This is a genomic window from Lentzea sp., from assembly GCF_036380075.1.
Classification (GTDB): Bacteria; Actinomycetota; Actinomycetes; order Mycobacteriales; family Pseudonocardiaceae; genus Lentzea.
On the sequence record NZ_DASVFL010000077.1, the window covers coordinates 28,368 to 51,182 of the forward strand.

The 22,815-nt window shown below is 70.9% G+C and carries 15 protein-coding genes and 1 tRNA gene; 3 read left to right on the plus strand and 13 right to left on the minus strand.

The genetic code is table 11. The features are described 5' to 3' along the window. Positions 1–3: 3 nt before the first annotated feature. The 4 genes from VF330_RS10270 to VF330_RS10285 form a co-directional block, all read right to left on the minus strand. A complete protein-coding gene (locus VF330_RS10270) occupies positions 4–4,476 on the minus strand; it encodes a hypothetical protein (protein ID WP_330851294.1) in 4,473 nt (1,490 codons plus the stop codon). Positions 4,477–4,630: 154 nt separating this feature from the next. Continuing rightward, positions 4,631–4,705 (minus strand) — tRNA-Val (locus tag VF330_RS10275). A 53-nt stretch (positions 4,706–4,758) separates the two neighbouring features. Next, positions 4,759–6,138 (minus strand): carbohydrate-binding protein, encoded by a 1,380-nt coding sequence (locus VF330_RS10280; protein WP_330851295.1) that lies wholly within the window; start codon positions 6,136–6,138, stop codon positions 4,759–4,761. Between the two features lie 127 nt (positions 6,139–6,265). Further along, complete coding sequence (locus VF330_RS10285; protein ID WP_330851296.1) at positions 6,266–7,927, minus strand: bifunctional 3'-5' exonuclease/DNA polymerase; 1,662 nt, start codon at positions 7,925–7,927, stop codon at positions 6,266–6,268. 157 nt (positions 7,928–8,084) lie between these two features. Here VF330_RS10285 and VF330_RS10290 point away from each other — a divergent pair, with 157 nt between their 5' ends. Beyond that, complete coding sequence (locus VF330_RS10290) at positions 8,085–10,511, plus strand: hypothetical protein (protein WP_330851297.1); 2,427 nt, start codon at positions 8,085–8,087, stop codon at positions 10,509–10,511. On the opposite strand, the gene VF330_RS10295 is transcribed toward VF330_RS10290, so the two are convergent. Both VF330_RS10295 and pruA read right to left on the minus strand, forming a co-directional pair. Further along, positions 10,498–11,421 (minus strand): proline dehydrogenase family protein, encoded by a 924-nt coding sequence (locus VF330_RS10295; RefSeq protein WP_330851298.1) that lies wholly within the window; start codon positions 11,419–11,421, stop codon positions 10,498–10,500. The two genes, VF330_RS10290 and VF330_RS10295, sit on opposite strands and share 14 nt — an antisense overlap. 78 nt (positions 11,422–11,499) lie before the next feature. Then, the gene (pruA, locus tag VF330_RS10300) at positions 11,500–13,125 is read right to left on the minus strand and encodes an L-glutamate gamma-semialdehyde dehydrogenase (protein ID WP_330851299.1); all 1,626 of its coding nucleotides are present in this window, start codon (positions 13,123–13,125) and stop codon (positions 11,500–11,502) included. 109 nt (positions 13,126–13,234) lie between these two features. Here pruA and VF330_RS10305 point away from each other — a divergent pair, with 109 nt between their 5' ends. Further along, a complete protein-coding gene (locus VF330_RS10305) occupies positions 13,235–14,761 on the plus strand; it encodes a PucR family transcriptional regulator (RefSeq protein ID WP_330851300.1) in 1,527 nt (508 codons plus the stop codon). Here VF330_RS10305 and VF330_RS10310 read toward each other — a convergent pair. From VF330_RS10310 to VF330_RS10335, 6 genes are read right to left on the minus strand one after another with little or no spacing between them, the layout of a single operon-like run. Further along, complete coding sequence (locus VF330_RS10310; RefSeq protein ID WP_330851301.1) at positions 14,743–15,360, minus strand: YidC/Oxa1 family membrane protein insertase; 618 nt, start codon at positions 15,358–15,360, stop codon at positions 14,743–14,745. The two genes, VF330_RS10305 and VF330_RS10310, sit on opposite strands and share 19 nt — an antisense overlap. 38 nt (positions 15,361–15,398) lie before the next feature. After that, positions 15,399–15,683 (minus strand): DUF6412 domain-containing protein, encoded by a 285-nt coding sequence (locus VF330_RS10315; protein WP_330851302.1) that lies wholly within the window; start codon positions 15,681–15,683, stop codon positions 15,399–15,401. A gap of 42 nt (positions 15,684–15,725) precedes the next feature. Further along, positions 15,726–16,313 (minus strand): uridine kinase, encoded by a 588-nt coding sequence (locus tag VF330_RS10320; RefSeq protein ID WP_414675363.1) that lies wholly within the window; start codon positions 16,311–16,313, stop codon positions 15,726–15,728. Further along, the gene (locus tag VF330_RS10325) at positions 16,310–16,867 is read right to left on the minus strand and encodes a DUF402 domain-containing protein (protein WP_330851304.1); all 558 of its coding nucleotides are present in this window, start codon (positions 16,865–16,867) and stop codon (positions 16,310–16,312) included. Before VF330_RS10325 ends, VF330_RS10320 begins: the two co-directional genes overlap by 4 nt. After that, positions 16,845–18,119 carry an NAD(P)/FAD-dependent oxidoreductase gene (locus tag VF330_RS10330; RefSeq protein WP_330851305.1) on the minus strand — a complete coding sequence of 425 codons (1,275 nt, stop codon included), beginning with the start codon at positions 18,117–18,119 and terminating at the stop codon, positions 16,845–16,847. Before VF330_RS10330 ends, VF330_RS10325 begins: the two co-directional genes overlap by 23 nt. A gap of 58 nt (positions 18,120–18,177) precedes the next feature. Next, positions 18,178–19,533: a GAF domain-containing protein gene (locus tag VF330_RS10335; RefSeq protein WP_330851306.1), complete on the minus strand. Its 1,356-nt coding sequence runs from the start codon at positions 19,531–19,533 to the stop codon at positions 18,178–18,180. Positions 19,534–19,716: 183 nt separating this feature from the next. Between VF330_RS10335 and VF330_RS10340 the strand changes: the two genes are divergently transcribed. Further along, positions 19,717–21,054 (plus strand): aldehyde dehydrogenase family protein, encoded by a 1,338-nt coding sequence (locus tag VF330_RS10340; RefSeq protein WP_330851307.1) that lies wholly within the window; start codon positions 19,717–19,719, stop codon positions 21,052–21,054. On the opposite strand, the gene VF330_RS10345 is transcribed toward VF330_RS10340, so the two are convergent. After that, positions 21,051–22,532 carry a beta-N-acetylhexosaminidase gene (locus tag VF330_RS10345; RefSeq protein ID WP_330851308.1) on the minus strand — a complete coding sequence of 494 codons (1,482 nt, stop codon included), beginning with the start codon at positions 22,530–22,532 and terminating at the stop codon, positions 21,051–21,053. The genes VF330_RS10340 and VF330_RS10345 overlap by 4 nt on opposite strands. Positions 22,533–22,815: the final 283 nt, after the last annotated feature.

Here is a 22,815-nt window from a genome sequence, read left to right on the forward strand (position 1 = left end):
TGGTCAGCAGCGGGTCAGCAGGACGTCCGACAGCGCCACGTACTCCGCGTCGGTGACCTTGAGGTGGTAGATGCTCTTCGTGTAGATCCACGCCCGCGCGTACTCGCACCGGTAGGACACCGCGGGCAGCCACGCGTCCGGCGGCCGCTCGGCCTTGGCGGCGTAGCTCGCGGCCGAGACCGACAGCAGCTGCGCGTGCTCGACGTCGTTGGCGAACACCGTCCTGCGCTCGGGGGTCCAGGCACTGGCCCCCGCCGTCCACGCGTGCGCCAGCGGCACCAGGTGGTCGGTGGTCACGGCCGACGGGGTGGCCAGTGCCGCCCCGTCGTAGGGACTGACCCAGTTGCCCCCGGTCACCGGGCACGAGCTCGCGGGTGTCGTGGAGGTGGTGGCGTCGCGGCGCAGCGCCACCTGCCGGGCGTCGCAGTTGTCGACCGCGTTCTTCCAGTGCGGGAACAGCGAGCGGCTGTAACCGGTGGGCGACCCGGAGGGGTTGGACCTCAGGTCGTCCAGCACCTCCAGGGCGACGTCCTTGCCGACCGTCACAGGCAGCTTCGCCCCGACGGTGTTCACCCGCAGGGTGTGCTCCAGCGCGTCGGCGTAGTTGCGGGCGCCGGAGATCTTGGGGTGGAACGACTGCGCCGAGGTCGGGGCGCCGGGGTCCTCGCCCAGGGTCTTGTCGAGGACGACGTGGTGGATCGTCTGCTTGGCGGGGTCGTCCGCGCAGGCGTTCTCCATCTCGAACTCGTCGCGCGGGTCGGAGAACAGCACGCGCCCGTCGGTCTGCGCCATGGTCGTGACGACCTCGTGGATCGCGTCGTTGAGCAGGTCCGCCATGGCGTTCATGAAGTTCATGTCCCAGTGGCTCAGGCCCAGCAGCGTGCAGCTGCCGTCCGTCAGCCCCGGCGGGAAGAGCCTGGGGTAGCCGAGCACGACGATGCGCGCGTTCGGCCCCGCGGTCCTGATCTGCTGGAGCGCGGTGCGCACCGACGGCTTGACGCGATCCCTGATCACCAGGGGAACCGCCTCCCCCAGGGAGCCCGGGACGGGCGCGCCACCGCCCAGCCAGTCCCGGCCGCCCATCTCGCTGCGGCTGCAGTCCGACGTCGGATCGGGCGACCAGACGGTGCACAGCTGCACCACGTCGCTGAAGTGGGCGTCGTTGCCCCCGATGCTCAGCGCGACCGTGGTGGTGTCGGCATCGACGAAACCGCGTTCCAGCTGCGACAGCTCGCGGTACTGGCCGGACCCGGTGCGTCCCCAGGCGTCGGCCACCCCGGAGGGCAGCAGGTGCTGGGTGCGCGCCCCCGAACAGGCCGTCATGTGGTAATCCATCGTCTGGTCCCACGAGTCGGCTTGGACGCCGACCGGCTGCGTCCGCCCCGGCAGGGTCGCCTGCCGCGACCACGCCTTCGTCGAGCGGTGACAGGCGTTGCGGTAGTCCGGACCGGTGTAGCCGGCGTCGTCGCTCTCCTGGTAGTAGTCCACGCCCCCGCTCGCGGAGGCGCCCTCACCGGAGGCGTACGAGTCGCCCATCACCACCACCTGCTCGGCGGGCTTCCCGCTCAGCGGCTGGAAGGCGATCGCGTCGAAGGCCAGCGACTGGGTCCCGTCGCCGTCGCGGGTGATGGAGCTCAACGACACCGACGGCGTGCCGCCGAACTGGAAGGCGCCCAGCGACACCCACTTGTTGGAACGGGTCTTCTGCAGGACCACCCTCGTGCGGGTCTGGCCGTTGCCGAGGTTGATCGTGTACTTGGCCTGCTGGCTGTGCGCCTGGTGGTCGGGCATGTGCACCATCACGCGTGCCCACTGGTTCAGCGTCCTGCCCAGCGTCCAGGTGCCGCTGACGTACTGGTTGCGGTTGATCGACTCGGCCGAGGGCGTCCTGGTGAACCAGAAGTGCCCGCCGAAACCACCGCCGATCTGGTGGAAGTCCACTTTGGAGTGGTAGAGGCCGTCGGTGTGCGCGGGGAAGTTCAGCGCGAAGCTCCCCGAGTTGCTCCACGGCCGCTGGCAGCCGGCACGCAGCAGGGGTGCCGTCGGCGCGTCGTCGACGATGAGCGCGTTCGCGGGCAGCCCGGCCGTGGTGCAGTTGGGCGAGCGGCGCGGGCGGGACTCGTCGGTGTAGGCGCCGGGGACGTCGGCGTCGGGTGGTTCCGGTGTGCCCGGCGCGGCGATCGAGTCGGCCGGGTGCCCGCACGGACCGCTGGCCTTCGCGCAGTCCTTCCACGTCGCGGGGCTGTGCCACCAGCAGTGGAAGTCCGAGCTGGTGCAGGGCTCGGCGGTGGTCTGGACGTTGTCGGGGTTGCAGCGGTTGCCGGTCGTCGCGGAGAGCACGCAGAACTTCCGCACCGGGGGCTTCGCGGCGGTGCGCAGCTCCTTGGTCGACCACCACGCCTGCTTGTAGCCGCCCTCGTAGCCGTCGCCCCCGGTGTACTTGACGATGGGGAACGCCGCCCAGCCGATGACCTTCTCCGGGTAGGGCCACAGCTGCGGGTTCTTGGCGTCCGCGTAGTTGTCGTGGTCGAGGAACGGCAGGCGGTCCGGCGGGTAGTCCGTCCTGGCGGGGTTGTTGGTCCAGCCCAGGCCCCAGTTGCCCGCGCCGTCGGTGCACGACGGTCCCGGCGTGCAGTTGGTGGGGTTGCTGGTGCGCTGCGGGTTGATGCCGCTGTTGTAGGCCCACAGCGCGGCGAACCAGTTCTCGATCCTCGAGGGGTCGCCGTCGTTGATGATCATGCCCATGGACCTGGTCTGGTTCCACTTGTCCTGGAGGATGCGCACACCGGCCGCGACGTTGGTGGCGTAGTCGACCGCGACCGCGAGCTGCTTCTCCGGCGGCAGGGTGTTCCCGGCATCGGGTGTGCCCGCCTTGCGCATGCCGTCGGTGACCTGCGCGACGCCGTACCCGCAGTCGGCATCGGTCCAGTTGATGCTCCAACCGTCCTCGGCGCCGTAGTAGCTGCCGACCAGCGGGTTACCGGTGGCGCCCTCGGTGACCAGCGGCGACGCCTGCCACAGGTTCGACTCCTGGGCCAGCACGGCGAGCATGATCTGCGCGGGCACCTGGCCGCCGCCGGTGAGGTCGGCGGGCTGGAACATCGCCTGGGGCGACCACGACGAGGCCATGCCCGAGCTCTTCCAGTTCGCGGGGCGGGTGATCGTGAGCTGCTTCTGCACGGCCAGCTCCACCGCCCACTCGACCTGGCTCCAATGTGGTTGGTACACCTGGAGGTTCACGTCGTTGCGCTGGATCGAGCAGCGCCGGTCCTGGTCGACGGGATCGCTGGACGGGCCGGCGGCCTGCCCCGCGCTCCTCGTGGCGGTCACCGCGGGCGAGTCGGTCAGGCCCTGGGCCGCGTCGGCGCGCTGCCGGGCGGCGGGCCGGACGCGGAACTCGACGTCCTGGCCCGTGGCGGGAACGCGGGCGGCCAGTCGCACGCCCTCCTCGGGGTTCACGTGGTCGCCCGGCCGAGGCGCGCGGTGGCCGAACGCGATCCCGCCCAGCGTGGACACCTCGGCGCTCGCGTCGGCGTCGATCCTGCGGACGGTCGCGGGCAGCGCGCCCACCTTCGCGGTCCTGCCGGTGATGAACACCGCGCCGCCGACGCCGCCGGTGACGCGCAGCGCGGCCCACTCGCCGCGGGCCAGCTCGCCGACCTTCCCGGCGGCGACCCGGCGCACCCGGCCGTCGTCGCCGTCGCGGTCCATGAACACCACGCCGCCCCCGCCGTCGGCGCGCAACCGGAAGGGCACACCACCCGTGGACGCCAGGTCGCGGGCCTTCCCGCCGGCGTCGATCGCGACGACGCGGGAGCCCCACGCGGCGGCGATCTCGTCCCCGAGGGGGATGGCGGAGGTGACCTCGCCCTTGAGCTCCTGGGCGCGCACGACCGCACCGGTGGCCGTGTCGACGGTGTTCAGCCTGGTCACGCCGAAGTCGGCGACACCCGACTGGGTGAGTACCGCGGTCTCGCCCGTGCCGCAGCCGGGGTTGTAGTAGGCGAGCGACACGGTGGTGCCGAGCTTGGTGACGTGCCCGTTCGTCAGGTCCACGACGGCGGCGAAGGCGCCGCGGTCGAACAGGTGGGCCCGGTTGGTGAAGTGCCGGGGCGCGTAGACGACCACGGCGCGCTTGCCGGAACCGGTGACGCAGGCGTTGCCGATCCACTGGTCGGTCTCGACCCACGACTCGCCCAGGGTGGCCGCGGTGCGCCAGGTGTAGCCGGTGGCGGCCTCGGCGACGAGCAGGTGCAGGCCGGTGGAGTCGCCGCTGGTGGTCCAGGCGAGGTCCCGGGAGGTGCTCCAGCCCGGCGCCAGCACGGCGTCGCGCCTGGCCGGGTCCACAGTGGACCGGTCCGTTCCCGCCCCGGTCGCGGGTGGAGGTGGGGCGGCGGCCGACGCCTGGAACGGGCTCAGCAGGGAGCCGGCCACCGCGACGCACAGCGCGAACGCCGTGGTGCGCTTCTTCAGCACGCGGGTCTCCGTCCTCGAGGGCGTGGATCCTTCGGAGGAGATGCTGTGACAGCGCGCTTCAGGTCCTGTTCGAGGAATGTTCGACCTGCCGGGGGCCGAACGCGAGGAAGCCGGTCAGCGGTGATCGCTGACCGGCTTCCTGACGTGCACGAACTGGTGGACGATACAGGGATTGAACCTGTGACCCCTACCGTGTCAAGGTAGTGCTCTCCCGCTGAGCTAATCGTCCGTGCTTGCGGACGAGATCCTAGCGGACCACCTCGACGAAGCGTTCACACGGGGTCAGGTTCCGAACTTCACCCAGTTCACGCTCACGTACGGCGAAGGCTGCCCGCTCGTGAAGGTGACGTAGACGTCGTGCGTGCCGGTGACGTCGGAGATGTTCGCGGGGATGGTCCGCCACGCGTCCCAGCCCCCGGTGTTGCCGACCGCGAACGAGCCCACCGGGGTCGCGGTGCGCGAACCGAGCCGCACCTCGACCAGGCCGCTCACGCCACCCCCGGCGCCGGAGGCCACGCGGGCGTAGAACTGCCGCGCCGGTCCCGAGCCGAAGTTGACGCCGGAGAACTTCAGGTACCCGCCGTTCGCGATCTGGTTCACACCGGTGCCACCGTCACCCGATCCCACGGACCCGCCGGAGCGCTCCGAGGCGTTCTCCGCCTGCAGCTCGCTGTACGCGGAACCCCCACCGCCGGGGTTCGACGTGGTGGTCGTGGTGGTCGGGGGAGTGGTCCCGCCACCAGTCGAGTAGACGGCCACGTAGTCCACGACCATCGAGTGGCCCGACTGGGTGGCCGCGACAGGGGTCGGCTGGTTGTTGTTCAGCGCGTTCGGGAACGCGCCGCCCATCGCGAGGTTGAGCAGGATGAAGTGCCCCGCGTGCGACGTCATCTGGTTCCACACGCCGGCGCCGACGCGGGCCTGCGTCACCTGGTGGAACGACTGGCCGTCCACGAACCACGTGAACGTCTTGGCCGCGTCGTCCCACTCGAAGCGGTACGTGTGGAAGGCGGACTGGCAGGACGAGCCGGGGCACGCCCGCGAGTTGCCGATGCCGGTGAACTCGCCGCAGGCACCGCCTGGCGCGACGTCGCAGTGCAGGACGCCCCAGACGGAGTTGATGCCGTTGACGTTCTCCATGATGTCGAACTCGCCGATGCCCGGCCAGTTCCAGTAGTTGCCGCGGTACGGCGCGCCGAGGGTCCAGAACGCGGGCCAGTAGCCCAGGGCGGCCTCGCCCGTGACGTTCGGCATCTGGATGCGGCCCTCGATGGCGAGCTTGCCGCCGGCCGGTGGCTTGAAGTTGGAGCGCTGGGTCTCGATGCGCGCGGACGTCCAGTTGCCGGAGCCGTCCTTGAGCGCCGTGATGCGCAGGTTGCCGTTGCCGTCGAGCTTCAGGTTGTTCGTGCTGTTCGTGTAGTTCTGGATCTCGCCGGTGCCCCAGTTGGCGGGCCCGCCGGGGTAGCCGTGGCCGGTGTCGATGATCCAGTTGGCGCTCGACGGCAGCGATCCGTTCGAACCGTTGAAGTCGTCACCCCACACCTGCGTCCATCCCGTCGCAGGGGGTGGGATCGAGGCGTTGGCGGACATGGCGGCGATCGCCAGGGGGACCGCGGCAAGAAGAGCTGTCGTGGCCGCGAGGACGCGGCGGCGTTGCTTCATGCGCGAGTGACCTCCTTGTCACGGGTGCAGTCCATTTATGAGAGCGCTCTCACGGCGCAAGAACAAGCGCCCGTTCGGACCAACGCCGCGAAACGGTCACGGCAGGGGGAGCGTCTCGTGTGGACTGTTACTTCGCGTCGGCGTAGCACTCCACGGTCACCGCGTTCATCGGGAACCGGACCGGGGTCTCGCCGAACAGCAGCCGCGTCGCCTCACGTCCCGCCACGGCGATCGCCTCGACGACGGCGTCCGCGTCGGCCAGGGGGCAGTGCACCAGGACCTCGTCGTGTTGGAAGAAAACCAAATGCGCGCTGGCGGGCAACCGGGTGCGCAGGACGCCCAGCAGCGCCGCCGTCCAGTCCGCCGCGCTGCCCTGCACGACGAAGTTGCGGGTGAACCGGCCCCAGTTCCGCGCCGCCTGCCTTGACGACCGCGACACGTCGCCCGAGTCGTCCGCCCCGCCGGTCAGCTCCTGCCAGGCCGCGGACGGCGTGGGCGAGGTGCGGCCCAGCCGGGTGCGCACCATCCGGCCCTGCTCGCCGGCGAGCGCCGCCGCCTCGACGTAGCCGACGGCGACCGGGAACCTCTTGCGCAGCACGGCGAGCAGCGGACCGGCCTCGCCCGACGTGCCGCCGTACATGGCCGAGAGCATCGCGATCTTCGCGCGGGGGCGTTCGCCCTTGAACGAGTCCTCCGCCAGCGCCGCGTACAGGTCGTCGTCGCCGCAGACCTCCATCAGCCGCTGATCCCCTGACAGGGCGGCGAGAATCCGCGGTTCGAGCTGGGAGGCGTCGGCCGCCACCAGGCACCAGCCCTCGTCCGCGACCACGGCCCGGCGCAGTGAGCGCGGGATCTGCAACGCCGCACCTCCGCGCGACGCCCAGCGGCCGGAGACCACGCCGCCCACGACGTAGTCCGGCCGGAACCGTCCATCCGCGACCCACGTGTCGAGCCACGACCAGCCGTGCGCCACCCACATCCTGGCGCGCTCCTTGTAGTCCAGCAACGGCGCCACCGCCGGGTGGTCGACCTTCTTCAGCACCCACCGGCGGGCCGACGGGACCTCGATGCCCGCACGGGCGAACGCCCGCACGATGCTGGCCGGCGCGTCCGGGTTCATCTCGCGCCCGCCCAGCGCCTCCTGGATCCGGTCGGCCAAGTCCTGCAACAACTTCGGCCGCGCGCCCGGAGCCGGCCGCGGCCCGAGGATCTCCTCCAGGATCTGCAGATGCACGTCCTCGCGCCACGGCAACCCGTGGTGCGTCATCTCCGCGGCCACCAGCGCCGAGGCCGACTCCGCCGCGATCAGCAGGCCGAGCGCCGGGTTCCGTTGCTGGGCGCGGAAAACCAGCGACAACGCCGCCAGCTCGTCGGTGCCGCCCGGCAGCACCACCGGCTCCGGCCCGAACAACGTCAGCTCGTCGTCCTTCTTGCGCACGCCGACGTCGGGCGGTGCGGGCAGTCGCAGCTCGCGGGCCACCGCCCCCGCCAGCTCACGCGGTTCGCGGTGCCTGCCCTCGGCGCCCAGCAGCAGCGACTCGGTCAGCAGCAGGTCCCAGCACCGGTCGACCCGCACGCCGGCCGCGAGCAGCGGCGGGTACGTCTCGGACGTGTCCGCCCACACCCAGCGCGGCCGGTGGGCGCGCTCCAGCGACGCGACGGCGGGGGCCAGCGACGCCGCCGCCATCGCGGGACCCGCGGGTGTCCCGTCGTCGTGCAGCTTCTGCCACCGGCCCGCACCGTCCGCTTCCGGGACGAGGGCGACCAGCACGCCCCTGATTGTGCCCACCGGCCCTGACAGTTTCAGTCCAGGCTGAACTCCGGGTGCCGGATAACCGGTGGAGCTTCTCCAAGACAGACGGCGAAGGAGTGAGGCGTAAACAGGAAAAGACCACGATGGTGTGGTCTTCCTACCCCTGGCCTGACCACCGGCCGACTATGAAGCCGTGGACCGAGCACTGAGCGTTGCCGCCCTGCTGGATCCCACCCACCAGGTGGTCCCCTTCCACGGCAGAGAACCCGAGCTGCAGGCCCTCGTGCTCTGGCGCGACAGCCCGGCGCCGCGGGCGTCCATGCTGCTGCACGCCCCGGCGGGCGCGGGCAAGACCAGGCTGCTCCTGCACTTCCGCGACGAGCACTGGGACGAGGCCGGGCACGGCAGGCTCGTCGTGGTCGACGACGCCGACCGCCTCCCGTGGCAGGACGTGTTCACCCGGCTCCAGGACACGCTGAGGCACGGACCGGCGCGCACGCGGGTGCTGCTCACCGCGAGGGCCACGGGCTGGTGGTGGTCCTCCACCCGCCAGCGCATCGCCGACTTCGACCACGAGGTCACCGACCTCGCGCTGAGTCCGGCACCGGCCGGCCGCGCCGAGTCGTTCACCCTCGCCTGTCAGCACTTCGCGAAGCAGCTGAACGTCACCGCCCCCGACGAGCCGCCGCCCAACATCGCCCGCGAGACCGTCCTCGACCTGCACATGGCCGCGCTGACCGCGGTCCACGGCGACCCGTGCGACGTCAACCGCACCCAGCTCGTCCGCCGTCTCCTCGACCACGACACCGGACCCGCGACCGGCCGGATCGCCGAGGACTACCTCGCGGTCGCCACGCCGGAGGACCCCGACCCGGACGTGCTCGCCCGCGCCGCCCAGCGGTGGCCGCACCTGGTCCCGAGGCTCGACGAGCTCCTCGCCGCCCGCCCGGAGGTCGTGCCGGACATGGCCCGCGACAGCCTCCGCATCGCCGCCGAGATCGGGTCGAGCGCCACCGCGGTGCACATCGCCCGCCAGGTCTTCCGCGACGAGCGCTTCGCCGTCGACGCCCTTCCCTCGATCCTCACCCACCGCCTGGTGGAACGCGCCGGCGACGTCCTCGACCGCGCCGAGATGTACGGGATGCTCAGCGCCCGCACGATGCTGTGCGGCCTGCGCCAGGAGTCCGTCGAGGCCTCCCGGCGGGAGGTGGAGTGCTACCGCGAGCTCGCCCGGCAGGACGCGGACAACCGGCCGCTGCTCGCCGACGCGCTGGGCGACCTCGGCCTGCGGCTCATCAACGCCCAGCGGCGCGAGGAGGCGCTGGCCGTCTCCGAGGAGGCCATCGCGCTGTGGCACGAGATCGCGCTCGACGACCCGGAGACCAGTCCGCAGCTCGCCTCCGCGCTGGAACAGATCAGCTACCGCTACCAGGCGCTCGGCCAGGACGAGGCCGCGACGACCGCCATCAGCCGCGCCGTCCTGCTCTACCAGGAGCTCGCGAAGAACCACCCGGCGCTGTTCCGCGCCGACTTCGCCAGGGTCGCGGCCGCGATGGCCCGCCGCCACCTGGCCGACGGCGAGAAGCAGCACGCCGCCGACTCCATGCAGCTCGCCATCGCGAACTGGCGGGTGCTCGCGCGGGACGACCCGCGCTTCGAACCCGAGCTGGCCCGCAACCTGGTCGTGGCGGGCACGATGCTCATCGACCTGCGCAGGGCCGGTGCCGCGAGCGAGGCGGTGAAGGAGGCCATCGACCTGTTCCGGCGGCTCGCCGTCGTGAACCCGGAGACGTTCCGCGCGGAGCTCGCCGAGGCGTTGATGCGGCACAGCCAGGCGTTGCGGCAGCTGGACGAGGACCTGGACGCCGAGCTCACCGCACGCGAGGCGGTGATGGCGTGGCGCGAGACGGGCAACCGCAAGGGCCTCGGCACCGCGCTGCTCGTCCTCGCGCAGATCGCCGACGACCTCGACGCGGCGCAGGAGGCCGTCCACGTCCACCGGGAGCTGGTGGCCGAGGACCTCGTCTGGAACCAGGCCGACCTGCTGATCGCCCTCGCGGCCCTCGCCGAGCAGCAGCTCCTGCACGACCGCGACGACCAGGCGTTGCGCACCACCGACGAGTGCCTGGAGATCTGCCACCGGCTGCCGTCGCAGCTCGTCGAGTTCTTCGGCGCGAAACTGGCGCCGGTGCTGCAGTCCGCCGCCCGCGCGCTGTCGGAGTCCGACCACCACGCCCGCGCCCTGCGGCTGTCGGAGTTCACGGTCGACGTCTGGCGCGCACAGCTGCCGAAGCTGCCGCCCAACGCCTACCTCGCGGCCATCCAGCAGCACGCGTGCCGGCTGCGCGGCGCGGAACGCAAGGACGACGCCAGGAACACCGCCCACACGGCCCTGGTGCTGTGGCACATGACGGGCCTGGACCTGGACCGGCAGTCCGGGTACGCCGACGCGTTGACGATCTACGGCCGGCTCTGCGTGGAGACCCGGCACGAACCGGTCAAGGCGCTCCAGCTCGCCCACCGCGCGGTGCGCATCGCCCGCGCGGTGGGCGATCCGGTCAAGCTGGAGTTCGCCCTGGAGACCGTGGAGGAGGCGGAGATCGCGCTCAGCTGGTCATGAGCAGCGACCGCACGAAGAACGCCACGTTGGCCGGACGCTCCGCGAGACGGCGCATGAAGTAGCCGTACCACTCGTCGCCGTACGGGACGTAGACGCGCATCCGGTTGCCCTCGGACGCGATGCGCTTCTGCTCCTCGGGCCGGATGCCGTACAGCATCTGGAACTCGTAGGTGTCCTTGGAGCGCGCGGAGGCGAGGTCGGCGGCGATCGCGATGAGACGCGGGTCGTGCGAGGCCACCATCGGGTAGCCCTGACCCTCCATCAGGACCTTCAGGCAGCGCACGTACGACAGGTCGACGTCGTGCTTGTCCTGGTACGCAACAGAAGCGGGTTCCTGGTAGGCACCCTTGCACAGCCGCACGCGCGAACCGGAGTGCGCGAGGTCGCGGCAGTCCTGCTCGGTGCGCTTCAGGTACGCCTGGAGCACCGCGCCGACCCACGGGAAGTCCACCCGCAGCTCGCGCAGGATGCCCAGCGTCGAGTCCGTGGTGGTGTGGTCCTCCATATCGAGCGTCACGGTCGTGCCGACGACGGCGGCGGCCGCGCAGATCCGCCGCGCGTTCTCCAGCGCGATCTTCTCGCCGTCCACCGGCAGCGACTGGCCGACGGCCGACAGCTTGACCGACACCTCCGCGCCCTCGGTGAGCCCGTGCGACTCCAGCCGCGACAGCAGCGTCAGGTAGGCCTCGACGGTGTCGGTGGCCTGCGACTCCTCGACGGTGTCCTCACCGAGGTGGTCCAGGGTCACCAGGCGGCCGTCGCCGAGCACCTCGGCGGTCGCGCGGATCGCGGCGGAGACGTCGTCACCGGCGACGAACCGCTCGACGACGGGCCGGGTCAGCGGCGTCGACTCGACGAGCTTGCGGGCACCCGCGCTGCGGGACGCCAAGAGGAGGCTGGAGCGCAACATGTTCACGTCCTCGGGGTGTGGTGATGAGTGGTTCCCGCCGCGGGTGGCGGCGGAAACCACTCATCGATCGGGCCGGATCTAGCCCTGGTGCGGGTGGAGGTGGGTGGTGGGCGCCGCGAAGGTCTCCTTGACCGACCGCGGGCTGACCCAGCGGAGCAGGTTGTGGACCGACCCCGCCTTGTCGTTCGTGCCGGACGCGCGGCCGCCGCCGAACGGCTGCTGGCCCACGACGGCACCGGTGGGCTTGTCGTTGACGTAGAAGTTGCCGGCGGCGAACCGCAGCTCCTCCTGCGCGTGCGCCACGGCGGCGCGGTCGCGGGCGATGATCGAGCCGGTCAGACCGTACGGCGCCGCGCTCTCCATCTGCTTGAGCACGGTCAGGTAGTCGGCGTCCTCGAAGACGTGGACCGCGAGCACCGGGCCGAAGAACTCGGTGGTGAACACGGAGTTCGCGGGGTCGGAGCCGAGCAGCACGGTCGGCCGGACGAAGAAGCCGTCCGAGTCGTCCGCGGTGCCACCGGCCGCGATCTCCAGCGACGAGTCCGCGCGAGCGGCCTGCAGCACGCCCGAGAGCTTGTCGAACGAACGGCGGTCGATCACCGCGCCGCCGAAGTTCGAGAAGTCGGTGACGTCGCCGTAGGTCAGCGCCTCGACCTCGGCCAGGAACTGGTCCTTGATCTTGTTCCATACCGAGCGCGGCACGTAGGCGCGCGACGCGGCGGAGCACTTCTGGCCCTGGTACTCGAAGGCACCGCGGATCATGGCCACGCGCAGCACGTCCGGGTCGGCCGACGGGTGCGCCAGGATGAAGTCCTTGCCGCCGGTCTCGCCGACGATCCGCGGGTACGAGCGGTAGTTGGCGATGTTCGCGCCGACCTGCGCCCACAGCTTCTGGAACGTCGCGGTGGAACCGGTGAAGTGGATGCCCGCGAGGTCGGGAGAGCTCAGGGCGACCTCGGACACGGCGAGGCCGTCACCGGGCAGCAGGTTGATGACGCCGGGCGGCATGCCCGCCTCTTCCAGCAGCCGCATCGTCAGGTGCGCGGCGAACGACTGGGTGGGCGACGGCTTCCACAGCACGACGTTGCCCATCAGCGCGGGCGCGGTCGGCAGGTTGCCGGCGATGGCGGTGAAGTTGAACGGCGTGATGGCGTAGACGAAACCCTCGAGCGGGCGGTGGTCCGTGCGGTTCCACACGCCGGGGGAGGAGATCGGCTGCTCGGCCAGGAGGTTCCGGGCGAACTGCACGTTGAAGCGCCAGAAGTCGATCAGCTCGCACGCCGAGTCGATCTCCGCCTGGATCGCGGTCTTCGACTGGCCGAGCATCGTGGCGGCGTTGAGGGTCTGGCGCCACGGGCCGGCGAGCAGGTCGGCGGCGCGCAGGAGGATCGCCGCGCGGTCGTCGAACGACAGCGCGCGCCACGCCGGGGCCGCCTCGCGGGCCGCGCGCAGGGCGTCGGTGGTGTCCTGCTGGGTCGCGCCGGCGAGTGTGCCGAGGACGGAGCGGTGGTTGTGCGGCTGGACGACGTCGAAACGCTCCCCGCCACCCATGCGCTGTTCGCCGCCGATGGTCAACGTCAGCTCGAGCGGCTCCTTCTGCAGCTCGGCCAGCTTGGCCTGCAACTCGGCGCGCTCCGGGGTGCCGGGGGCGTACTGCAGGACCGGCTCGTTGACCGGGGCGGGAACCTGGGTGACCGCGTCCACTCGCAACTCCTCTTCGAATCAGTGTCGGTACGCACACCGTAAGTCCGCACGACTTGGCCCCGGTTGTCCAACTGGCCAAGATTCACCGGGTCAGATGTACGATCGAACAGTGTCGAGCCTCCGCCACGTCCTCATCGCGCTCGGCGACCCGCTCGTCGAACTGCAGGTCGCGCCGGTCGGACTGGAGGTCGACGTGCGCGACGTCGTGATCATGGATCCGGACGACCCACCCGATGTCGCCGCGGGCGATCTCGCCTTGCTCATCGGCGCCCGCGGCCGGGCCGCGTTGCCGCTGATCAGGGCCGCCGGCCGGGCGAAGGCCGCCGCGGTCGCCGTCAAGGAGAGCTCTCCGGCGCTCGACCAGGCCGCGACGGACGCCGGTGTCGCGTTGCTGGAGGTCAGGCCCGAGGTCCGCTGGGGCCACCTGGAGTCGCTGGCCAAGGGCGTGCTGACGACCACGACCGACGACGGCGAGGTCCTCGGCGACCTGTTCGCGCTCGCGCAGACGATCGCCACCCTGACCGGCGGCATCGTCAGCATCGAGGACACCGCGAGCCGCGTGCTCGCGTACTCGCGGTCGTCCGACGAGGTCGACGAGCTGCGCCGGCTGTCGATCCTCGGCCGCCAGGGCCCGGAGCCGTACCTGAAGATGCTGCGCGAGTGGGGCGTCTACAACCTGCTCCGGTCGGGCGAGGAGGTCGTCCGCATCGACGAGCGCCCCGAGCTCGGCATCCGCCGCCGCATCGCGGTCGGCATCCACGCGGGCGCCCAGCCGCTCGGCTCGATCTGGGTGCAGGAGGGCGCCCAGCCGCTGACCGAGCAGGCCGAACGGGCACTGCTCGGCGCCGCCCGCGTCACCGCGCCGCACCTCGTCCAGCAGCGCAACCAGCCCACGTCGAGGTTCCGCGAGAACCTCCTCGCCGCCCTGCTCACCGGCCGGATGGACGCCGCCACGGTCGCGGGCCAGATCGGCGCCGACCCCCGCAAACCCGCCGCCGTGGTGGTGTTCGCGGTCAGGAGCGCCGAGGGAGGCCGCAGCGAGCACGAGCTGCGCCGCGCCGAGATGACCGGCCTGATCTCCGTGCACGCGGCGGCGTACCGGCGCAGCGCGCTCGTGAGCGAGTCCGGCGGCCGCACCTACGTGCTGCTGCCGGACCTCGCCCCGAACGCCCAGCTCCTCACCCTGACGCGCGAGATCGTCACCACCGCACGCCGGCACCTGCACACGGCGGTCCAGGCGGCCGTCGGCTCAACGGTGTCCACTTTGGACGAGGCGCGGGTCTCCCGGCAGGAGGCCGAACGCGTGCTGGACGCGATGGCGCGCGACCTCGACGCCGAGGTGGCGACGCTCGCCGACGTCCGCTCCCAGGTCCTGGTGAGCGAGATCCTGGCGCTGTTGCAGGACAACCCGCGCATCCGGGACCCCCGGATCGACGCGCTCGACCCGGAGCTGGCGAAGTCGCTGCTGGCCTACCTCGACGCGCTGGGCGACGTGCGCACCGCCGCGGAACGGCTGCACGTCCACCCGAACACGTTGAGGTACCGGCTCAAGCGCGCCAAGGAGGGTGCCGACGGCCTCGACCTCGACGACCCGCTCGTCCGGCTCGTCGCGCAGCTTCAGCTCAGGATGCGGTAGAGCAGCGCGCGTTCCGCGATCGTCCACGTCGTCGTGGTGAGCAGGTACAGCCCGGCGGCCAGCGGCAGGTAGGCCGCCACCAGGATCGTGCCGAACGGCAGCACCTTCACCAGCCCGGTCATGAACCCCGGCTGGGGCGTGGTGGTCATCCGCGACTGCTGCCACCGCACGGTCAGGTACGCCACGACGGCGAGCAGCCCGAACAGCACGAAGAACACCCACGCGAAGCCGGTGGTGAAGTGCGTGCCGAGCGAGATGCCGAACAACGTGCCGTCCAGCAACGGGTTCGGCGTCGTGACGACCTGGTAGACCACCATGAAGAACGGGACGGTCGCGAGCATCGGCAGCAGGCCGGCGAACATCGACACGCCGTTGCTCTTGTAGACCTTCTGCGACTCCTCCGAGAACCGCACGAGGTCCTTGCCGTACTTCTTCTGCAGCTTCTGGATCTCCGGCGCGAGCCTGGCCTTGGCCTTCTCGCCGCGCACGGCCGCGCGGTAGAAGGGGTGCAGCACGAGCCGCACGGCGACGGTGAACAGCACGATGGCGAGCGCGGGCATGCCGAAGCCCGCCAGGGCGGCGCCCAGGTCAGCGAACAAGGGTCGTTTCTCCGTATCGAGTTGGGGTGCGGGGGACGTCAGAACGTCCCGCATCCCGGCGCTCGAGGACGGGGTCTGCCTGCGGCATCGGGGTTTCGCAGGCGCAGCTGTGCTGTGCGGTGGGCCCGTTCGCGGATCGAGAGCGACCGCGCCGGCGCCACCGACACGGGCACCAGCGCGACGAGCACGACCAGCGCGAGGGCGAGCGCGGTCACAGCCGCGACGACCTCGGTGGGCGAGGACAGCAGGGTGAAGGCGTAGAGGGCGGGCAGGAAGACCGCGAGCACCAGCAGCGCTCGGTTCCTGGTCTCTGGCCGCCACATGCCTCGCAGACTACCGAAACCGGGAGGGTCGTGGGGTGTGGTTCACGACTCGACGAGACCGGGACGGTCCGGGTGGTCGTAGCGCACGAACATGTCGGCGACCGGCTCGTAGTCGTCGAACGCCGGCAGCGTCCACTCCTGCGCCGTCTTGCGCTTCAGCGCGCCGGGGGAGAGCCACAGGTGCACGGTGAGCTCGGCCGGCAGCCACCGGTCGAGCAGCAGCGTGCCGTCGACGAGCACGACGCCGTTCTCCGGCAGGTCGACGTACTCGGCGCGGCTCGCCCGGTCCGTGGCGGCGTTCCACAGCGACGGCAGCACCTTGCCGTCGAGGGCCGGGTCGAGGACCTCGCGCTGGAGCCCCTTGTAGTCGAACCAGTCGTGCCGGTACGAGTACGAGTCGGTGCGGCCGTGCTCCAGCCGCACCGAGGCCGGTCGCAGGAAGTCGTCGAGGGACACCCGCTGCACCGCGCGGCCCAAGGCGCGCAACGGTTCCACGGCGGCGTCCGCGAGCTTGCCCGGTTCCGCGGCGGGTGCGCCGTCGACGAGCACGCGCACCCGGCCGTCCATCGCGCCCACCCGGCGGACGATCTCGGCGACCAGCGCGTCGAACGTCAGCGGCCGGACCTTCACCGCCACACCGCCGGCGGCTGCCAGCCGGCCCACGCCGTGTCCCACCAGATCTCGCCGGAGGCCAGCATCTTCTCGATCGTGACCCCCTCGGCCCTGATCGCCGAGGCTTCTTCCGCCGAGTACTTGCCGGTCGCGACCTGCTCCTCGAACTCGTCCAGGTCGCGCTGCGCCCAGGTGCCGTCCGGGTCCAGGGTGTAGTCGAGCGCGTGGTCGAGGGTCTCGAAGCCGTCCTCGACGCGGCGGTAGGGCGCCTGGAGGTTCAGGTAGTAGTTGCCGAACACCCGGTCGTCGCCCTTCCAGAACAGGTCGACGGAGTAGGCGTCGGCCGGGCGGTGCAGCATGAGCTTGCCGTGCCCGCGCCAGAACCCGCGGTTCGGCGTGTTCCAGGGGTGCGGGTGGTGGTGGGCGGGGTAGGTGAGCGGGGTGCCCGGTTCGACGAACACCGCGAGCAGCCCCGGCTCGTCCGCGACCACCCTGACCGGCATCTCCGACCAGACCTCGCCGTGCAGCACCTCACGCCGCACCACGACCTCACCCGGCGTGAACGACCTCATGCGCCGAACTTACGTGATCACGCTCCGCCGCGTCCTCGGCCAGCATCCTGCGCTTGAGCGCGGGCACGGCGTTGGTCACCCGCAGGAACGTCCGCGAGAACGCCGACACGACCCGGCCGATCACCGGTTTGTGGGCGAGGCTGGTGCCGTCCATCATCTCCAGCGACGCCTCCACGGCGTCGAAGGCGTACCCGACCATCTCCCGCTCGTACTCGGAGATCGCCGTGACGACGTCCTTGCCGCGCTGGGCCTCGACGAGCTTGCGGCACAACAGCTCCGCGTCCCGCAGCGCCGTGTTCGCGCCGATGCCGCGGCCGGGTGTCATGAGGTGCACCGAGTCGCCGATCATCGTGACGTTGCTCGGCGTCCAGGGCTTCAGCCGCTCGGACGTGCGGACCTTGATCTGGAACACCGTCTCGGGGATGGCCAGCGCGAACAGCTGCCGCAGGTGCGGGTGCACGTCCGGGGTCATGCTCAGGACGACCTGCTTGAGCTCGGCCTGGCTCATGCCCTTCATGTCCGGGAACTTGTCGTGCGAGGCCGCGTAGCCCCACATGATGTAGTCGTCCTCGATCTCGTTGTCGTCGAACCGCATCACGTGGACGATCACGAACTCGCCGCGCGGCCCGAACAGCAGCGTGACGGCGCCGTCGGCCAGCGGCGGCAGCAGCTTCACGTTCTCGTCGGTCAGCGGCAGCTTGCCCGCGATCGACGTGATGCCGCTGTCGACCACCCTCGCGTGCGGCAGGTACTGCTTGCGCACCTTCGACTGCGCGCCGTCGGCGCCGACCAGCACGTCGCCGGTCTCGGACGTGCCGTCGGCGAAGAACGCGGTGACGGTGCCGTCGTCGTTCTGGGTGAAGTGCGTGAACGTCTTGTCGAACCGCACGACGTCCTCCAGGCCGTTCAGCAACGCCGTGCGCATCGCGATCCGGCTGACCGACTTCTCGTTGCGGCTCTCGTCGACGTCCGTCGGGATGTCGCCGACCAGCAGCTCCCGGTACTTCTCGGTCCGCATGTTGATCCGCTGCGGCGGCCTGGCCGTCGTGCGGACGAACTCGGCGAACACGTCCGGCGGTAAGCAGCTGTGCAGCGCCTTGCTGCCATCGGGGCTGATCCCGACCCGGTAGCCGATCAGCATGCTGCGCGGCGTGCGGTCGCGTTCGAACAACGCGACGTCCACACCGGCCTTCTTGAGCCCGTGCGCCAGGCACAGGCCACCGGTCCCCGCTCCGATGACGATGACGCGCATGACAGCCTCCCCTACTAAGTCTCTTAGTTGGGAAGATATTCAGGTGTTGAGACTCTTGTCAATCGTCTTGACTGAGTCTCCTGAGCCGCGCGGTGGCGATCGCGAGCCGGACGTCGTCCGGTGGCAACAGCCTGACCAGCTGTTCCAGCGCCTCGACGTCGTGCTCGCCCGAGTCGGTCTGGGTGAAGGTCCACAGCGCGTTGGCGTCCCCGCGCGACAGGACGGCCCTGCGCACGCCGCTCGCCAGGTCGTCGCGTTCGGCCAGCACGAACGGCGCCTCCGACCGGCGCAGCAGCGACCCGCGGTAGCGCGCGGCGGCCAGCGGGACGTCGCCGTCGGCGAGCGCCGACCTGGCCGCCAGGAAGTCGGCCTCGACGTCGGCGGTGAGCCGGTACGGCCTGGTCGCGAGCACGTCCGGGCCCAGCTGGGCGCGCAGCCGGTGCAGCTCCGCGCGCACCGTCGTCGGGTTGCCGCGCTCGCCGTAGAGCCGCAGCGCGAGCTGGCCGGCGGACAGCCTGCCGTGCAACGTCAGCGCGCACAGGATCTCCGCGTGCCGCGACGAGATCGGCACCTCGCGCCCGTCCAGCACCACCCTCGGCTCCGGCAGCAGGAACGACAGCGACAGCACGCTGCGCCGCACGTGCCGCTGCCGTGGCACGTGCAGCAGGTAGCCCTCGGCGAGGGGTTCCAGCACCGCCTCGCGGCCGTCGTCCAGCAGCACGCGGCCGCAGGACACGTCGACGCGCGCCGGCAGCAACCCGTACGGCTCGACCGCGACCACGCGCCCGCTGGGACTGAGCAACGCGCCGGGCTCGCCGCGCAACGCGATGAGGTGGCGCATGTTGCGCGCCCGCAGCGCCTCGTCCCGGGCGTGCATCCTGGCGAGCATCTCCGACTCGGCGAGCCGGGCCGACGCGGACACCAGCGCCACCATCGACGGGTGCACGGTCGAGATCGGGCCGCTCAGGTCGACCACGCCGATCGTCGTGCCGCTGTCGGGGTCGCGGATCGGGCTCGCCGCGCACGTCCAGTGGTGGTAGGTCCGCACGAGGTGCTCGGCGGAGTGGACCGTGACGGGGGAGTTCAGCGCCAGCGCCGTGCCCATGCCGTTGGTACCCGCCGCGCCCTCCGACCAGAGGGTTCCCTCGGCCAGGCCGACGTCCTCGGCGATGCCGCGGGTGTCTTTCGAGCCCTCGCACCACAGGATGTGGCCCTGCGCGTCCGTGACGATCATGATGTGCCCGGCTTCCTCCGCGAAGCCCAGCAACGTCTCGCGCAGCACCGGCAGGCTCGGGTGCAGCGGGTGGCGCTCGCGCAGATCGGGCAGCTCGTCCGCGGCGAACACGGTCGGCGCGGTGTGCAGGTCGGGATCGACGTTCGCGGCGAGTGATCGCTGCCACGATGCGGAAATCACCGAGCGTGGCGAATCAACCGTGCGAGTACCACTCAACACGGCGTCTCTTACGCGACTCAGCAACAGTGCGTGTTGCTCGGGGTCGTGGGCCACTGAATCCATCCACGGCTTGCAACGAGCATGCAACGTTCTGCTGCCTACTTTCTCATTTCCCCCACCCCAGTCCGTCAGCGGGAGTCGAGAATGACGCAGTACGCGGCGCCGGGTCAGCCCGGCAGCGTGGTCGCGTACCGAGCGAGGTACGACCACTACATCGGCGGCGACCACGTCGCTCCCGTGGCCCGCGAGTACGTGGAGAACGTGTCGCCGGTGACCGGTGAGGTGTTCACGGAGGTCGCCCGCGGCACCGACGCCGACCGCGCACGCGCCCTGCACGCGGCCAGCGGCGCCGCGCGGGTGTGGGGGAGCACGACGGCGCAGGAGCGCGCCACGGTCCTGGGCGAGATCGCCGACCGGGTGGAGGAGCACGCGACCGAGCTCGCGGTCGCCGAGACGTGGGACAACGGCAAGCCCGTCCGCGAGGCGCTGGTCGCCGACGTCCCCATGCTGATCGAGCAGTTCCGCCAGTTCGCCGCCGTCGTCCGCGCCGAGCTGGGCGAGGTCGAGCAGCTCGGCCGCGGCACCTGCGACTACCGCACGTTCCAGCCGCTCGGCGTCGTGCACGAGCGCCTCTCCTGGACGTTCCCGCTGATGAACGCGGGTCGTGTGCTCGCACCGGCCCTCGCGGCCGGCAACGCCGTGGTGCTGGAGCCCGCTCTGCAGACGCCGGCGTCGATCCACGTCCTGCTCGACGTCATCGCCGACCTGCTGCCGCCCGGTGTGGTGAACGTGGTCACTGGATCGGATGACCACCCGGTCGTGTCAGGCCGGTGCCCCAACATCTTCTTCTCGGACGTCCTCGCGCAGCGCGACGGCTTCCTGGACAAGGCCCTCGAGGGCTTCGCGATGTTCGCCGCCAACCAGGGCGAGATCCCGGTGGCGCCGTCCCGCGCGTTGATCCAGACCGCCGCCTACGAGGAGCTCCTGCACCTCGCCACCGAGCGCGCCCGGCGCCTGAAGACCGGCGACCCGCTCGACACCGACACGATGGTCGGCGCCCTCGTCTCGCTCGCCCAGCGCGACCGGGTCCTCGCGTACTTCGCGCGGGGCAGGGCCGAGGGCGCGCGGCTGGTGCTGGGCGGCGAGGCCTCCGGGCACTTCGTCGAGCCGACGATCTTCGAGGGCGACCACCGGTCGGCCGTGTTCTCCGCCGACGTCCTCGGGCCGGTCGTGGCCGTGACCCGGTTCGACGACCGGGACGACGCCGTGAAGATCGCGAACGACGCGACCACCCAGCTCGGCGCCGGGCTCTGGTGCCGGGACATCGCGCTGGCGCACAACGTCGGCCAGGAGCTCGCCGCCGAGCGGGTGTGGGTCAACAACTACTACGCCTACCCCGCGGACGCCGCCGCGCTGTCCCGGTACCGCCGGGTCAAGCACCTGGTGGTCAGCTACTCGGACCGCGGGCAGGGGTACTTCTAGTCCTGCCAGGGGACCTGGGGGCTGCGGTAGTAGTTGATGCCCTGGACCTTCCAGCGCCTCGCCTGCGCTCCCAGGCGGCGGGCGAAGTCGTCCCAGTCGTGGGTCGCCCGCGGTGACCAGCCCAGCTCCGCCGCGGCGGGCAGGCGGGGGAAGGCCAGGAACTCGAGGTCCGCCGGCGTCTCGGCCGTCTCCGTCCACAGTGGAGCTTCCACGCCGAGGACCCGGTCCTCCGGCACGCCCTCCAGGTAGCTGCCGGGGTCCCAGTCGTAGGAGTCCCTGACCTCGACCACGCCCGCCCACTTGAGGCCCAGTTCGGTGTCCTCGGTGTACTTCATGTCCAGGTAGACGCGGTTGGCCGGGGACAGGATGACCCTGGTGCCGCGCTTGGCCGCCGCCGCGACGTTCTCGTCGGCCGTGGTCTGGTTCCAGAACTGCACCACCGGGCCGGTGTCGGTGGTGGTCTTGATGAACTCGTGCCAGCCGATGGCGGTCTTGCCGTACTTCTCGACGAGCGGGAGGGCCCTGGTCATGAACGCCTCGTAGTCGGCGTCCGGGGTGGTCAGGGCCTCGTCTCCGCCGATGTGCAGGTACGGGCCGGGGGTGATCGCGGCCACCTCCCTGATCACGTCCTCGATGAACTCGTACGTGATGTCCTCGTGGATGGCCAGGGAGGAGAAACCCACCTCGATGCCGGTGTACGGGTCGCGCCTGGTGTTGTCGGCGTTCAGGTTCGCGTAGCTCGACTGGGCCGCGTTCGTGTGGCCCGGCATGTCGAACTCCGGGATCACCGTCATTCCCCTCGCTCGGGCGTACTCGACGAGGTCCTTGTACTCGGCCTGGGTGTAGAAGAAGTCTCCTGTTCTGGTGCCCACTTCTGTTCTGCCGCCGATGTTGGTCAGTTGTGGCCAGGACTTGATTTCCAGGCGCCAGCCCTGGTCGTCCGAGAGGTGCAGGTGGAGGTGGTTGATTTTGAAGGCTGCCAGCTGGTCGATGTAGTTCTTCACCTGGTCCGGTGTGAAGAAGTGCCTGGTCACGTCCAGCATTGCGCCTCGGTGGGGGTACCTCGGGTGGTCCTCGATCCTGACACCGGGGATGCGCCATTCGACGGGCTGTTCGGACTTCGCCTCCACCTCGGGTGGCAGCAACTGGCGGAGGGTTGCCACGGCGTTGAAGTGGCCGGCCGGGGTGGTGGCCCGAATGGTCACGCCTGTGGCGGTGACGTCCAGTTCGTAGCCCTCCTCGGCGGTCTCGCCGGTGTCGAAGAGGATGGCGTTCGAGGACGGTTCGGTGGTGATCTCCAGGTCGTAGCCCGTGGAGGGGCGGAGGACCTCGGCGAGCCTGGCTGCCGGGTGGTGGGCTGCCTCGGTGGCCAGGACGATCTTGGTGTCGGGGGTCAGCGTGAAGGTCGCGTTCGGGATCGGGTGCACCTGGACGGGCTGGGGGACCAGTTCCTGCGGTGAGGGTGCTGTCTCGGTCACCAGTGCTCCTGGGCTCGGGGCTGTTCCTTTCGTTAGGTATAGACCAATTTTCGGGTTGGCGGGAGGGGGTGGTCGTCTTGTCGTTGTGGGTGCCTGTTTCAGGCGCGGGGCTCCGCCCCGGACCCCGCCAGCTGATCAAGGACCGGGCCGGCGCCGTTGGTGGGTTGATGGCACGCCTGTTGATTTGGGCGGCTGTGCGTTGCGTGGGTGGTGCGGTTCGGGTGGGGTGGTCCCGTCCCGAACCGGGCAGAGCGAGCCACAAGCAGGGAGGGGTGTCAAACCG

Bases quoted from the DNA above. Each gene is read 5' to 3' on its own strand.
- VF330_RS10280 (WP_330851295.1), bottom strand. From the start codon at position 6,138: ATGAAGCAACGCCGCCGCGTCCTCGCGGCCACGACAGCTCTTCTTGCC.
- VF330_RS10295 (WP_330851298.1), bottom strand. From the start codon at position 11,421: ATGTTGCGCTCCAGCCTCCTCTTGGCGTCCCGCAGCGCGGGTGCCCGC.
- VF330_RS10315 (WP_330851302.1), bottom strand. From the start codon at position 15,683: ATGTGGCGGCCAGAGACCAGGAACCGAGCGCTGCTGGTGCTCGCGGTC.
- VF330_RS10325 (WP_330851304.1), bottom strand. From the start codon at position 16,867: ATGAGGTCGTTCACGCCGGGTGAGGTCGTGGTGCGGCGTGAGGTGCTG.
- VF330_RS10330 (WP_330851305.1), bottom strand. From the start codon at position 18,119: ATGCGCGTCATCGTCATCGGAGCGGGGACCGGTGGCCTGTGCCTGGCG.
- VF330_RS10340 (WP_330851307.1), top strand. From the start codon at position 19,717: ATGACGCAGTACGCGGCGCCGGGTCAGCCCGGCAGCGTGGTCGCGTAC.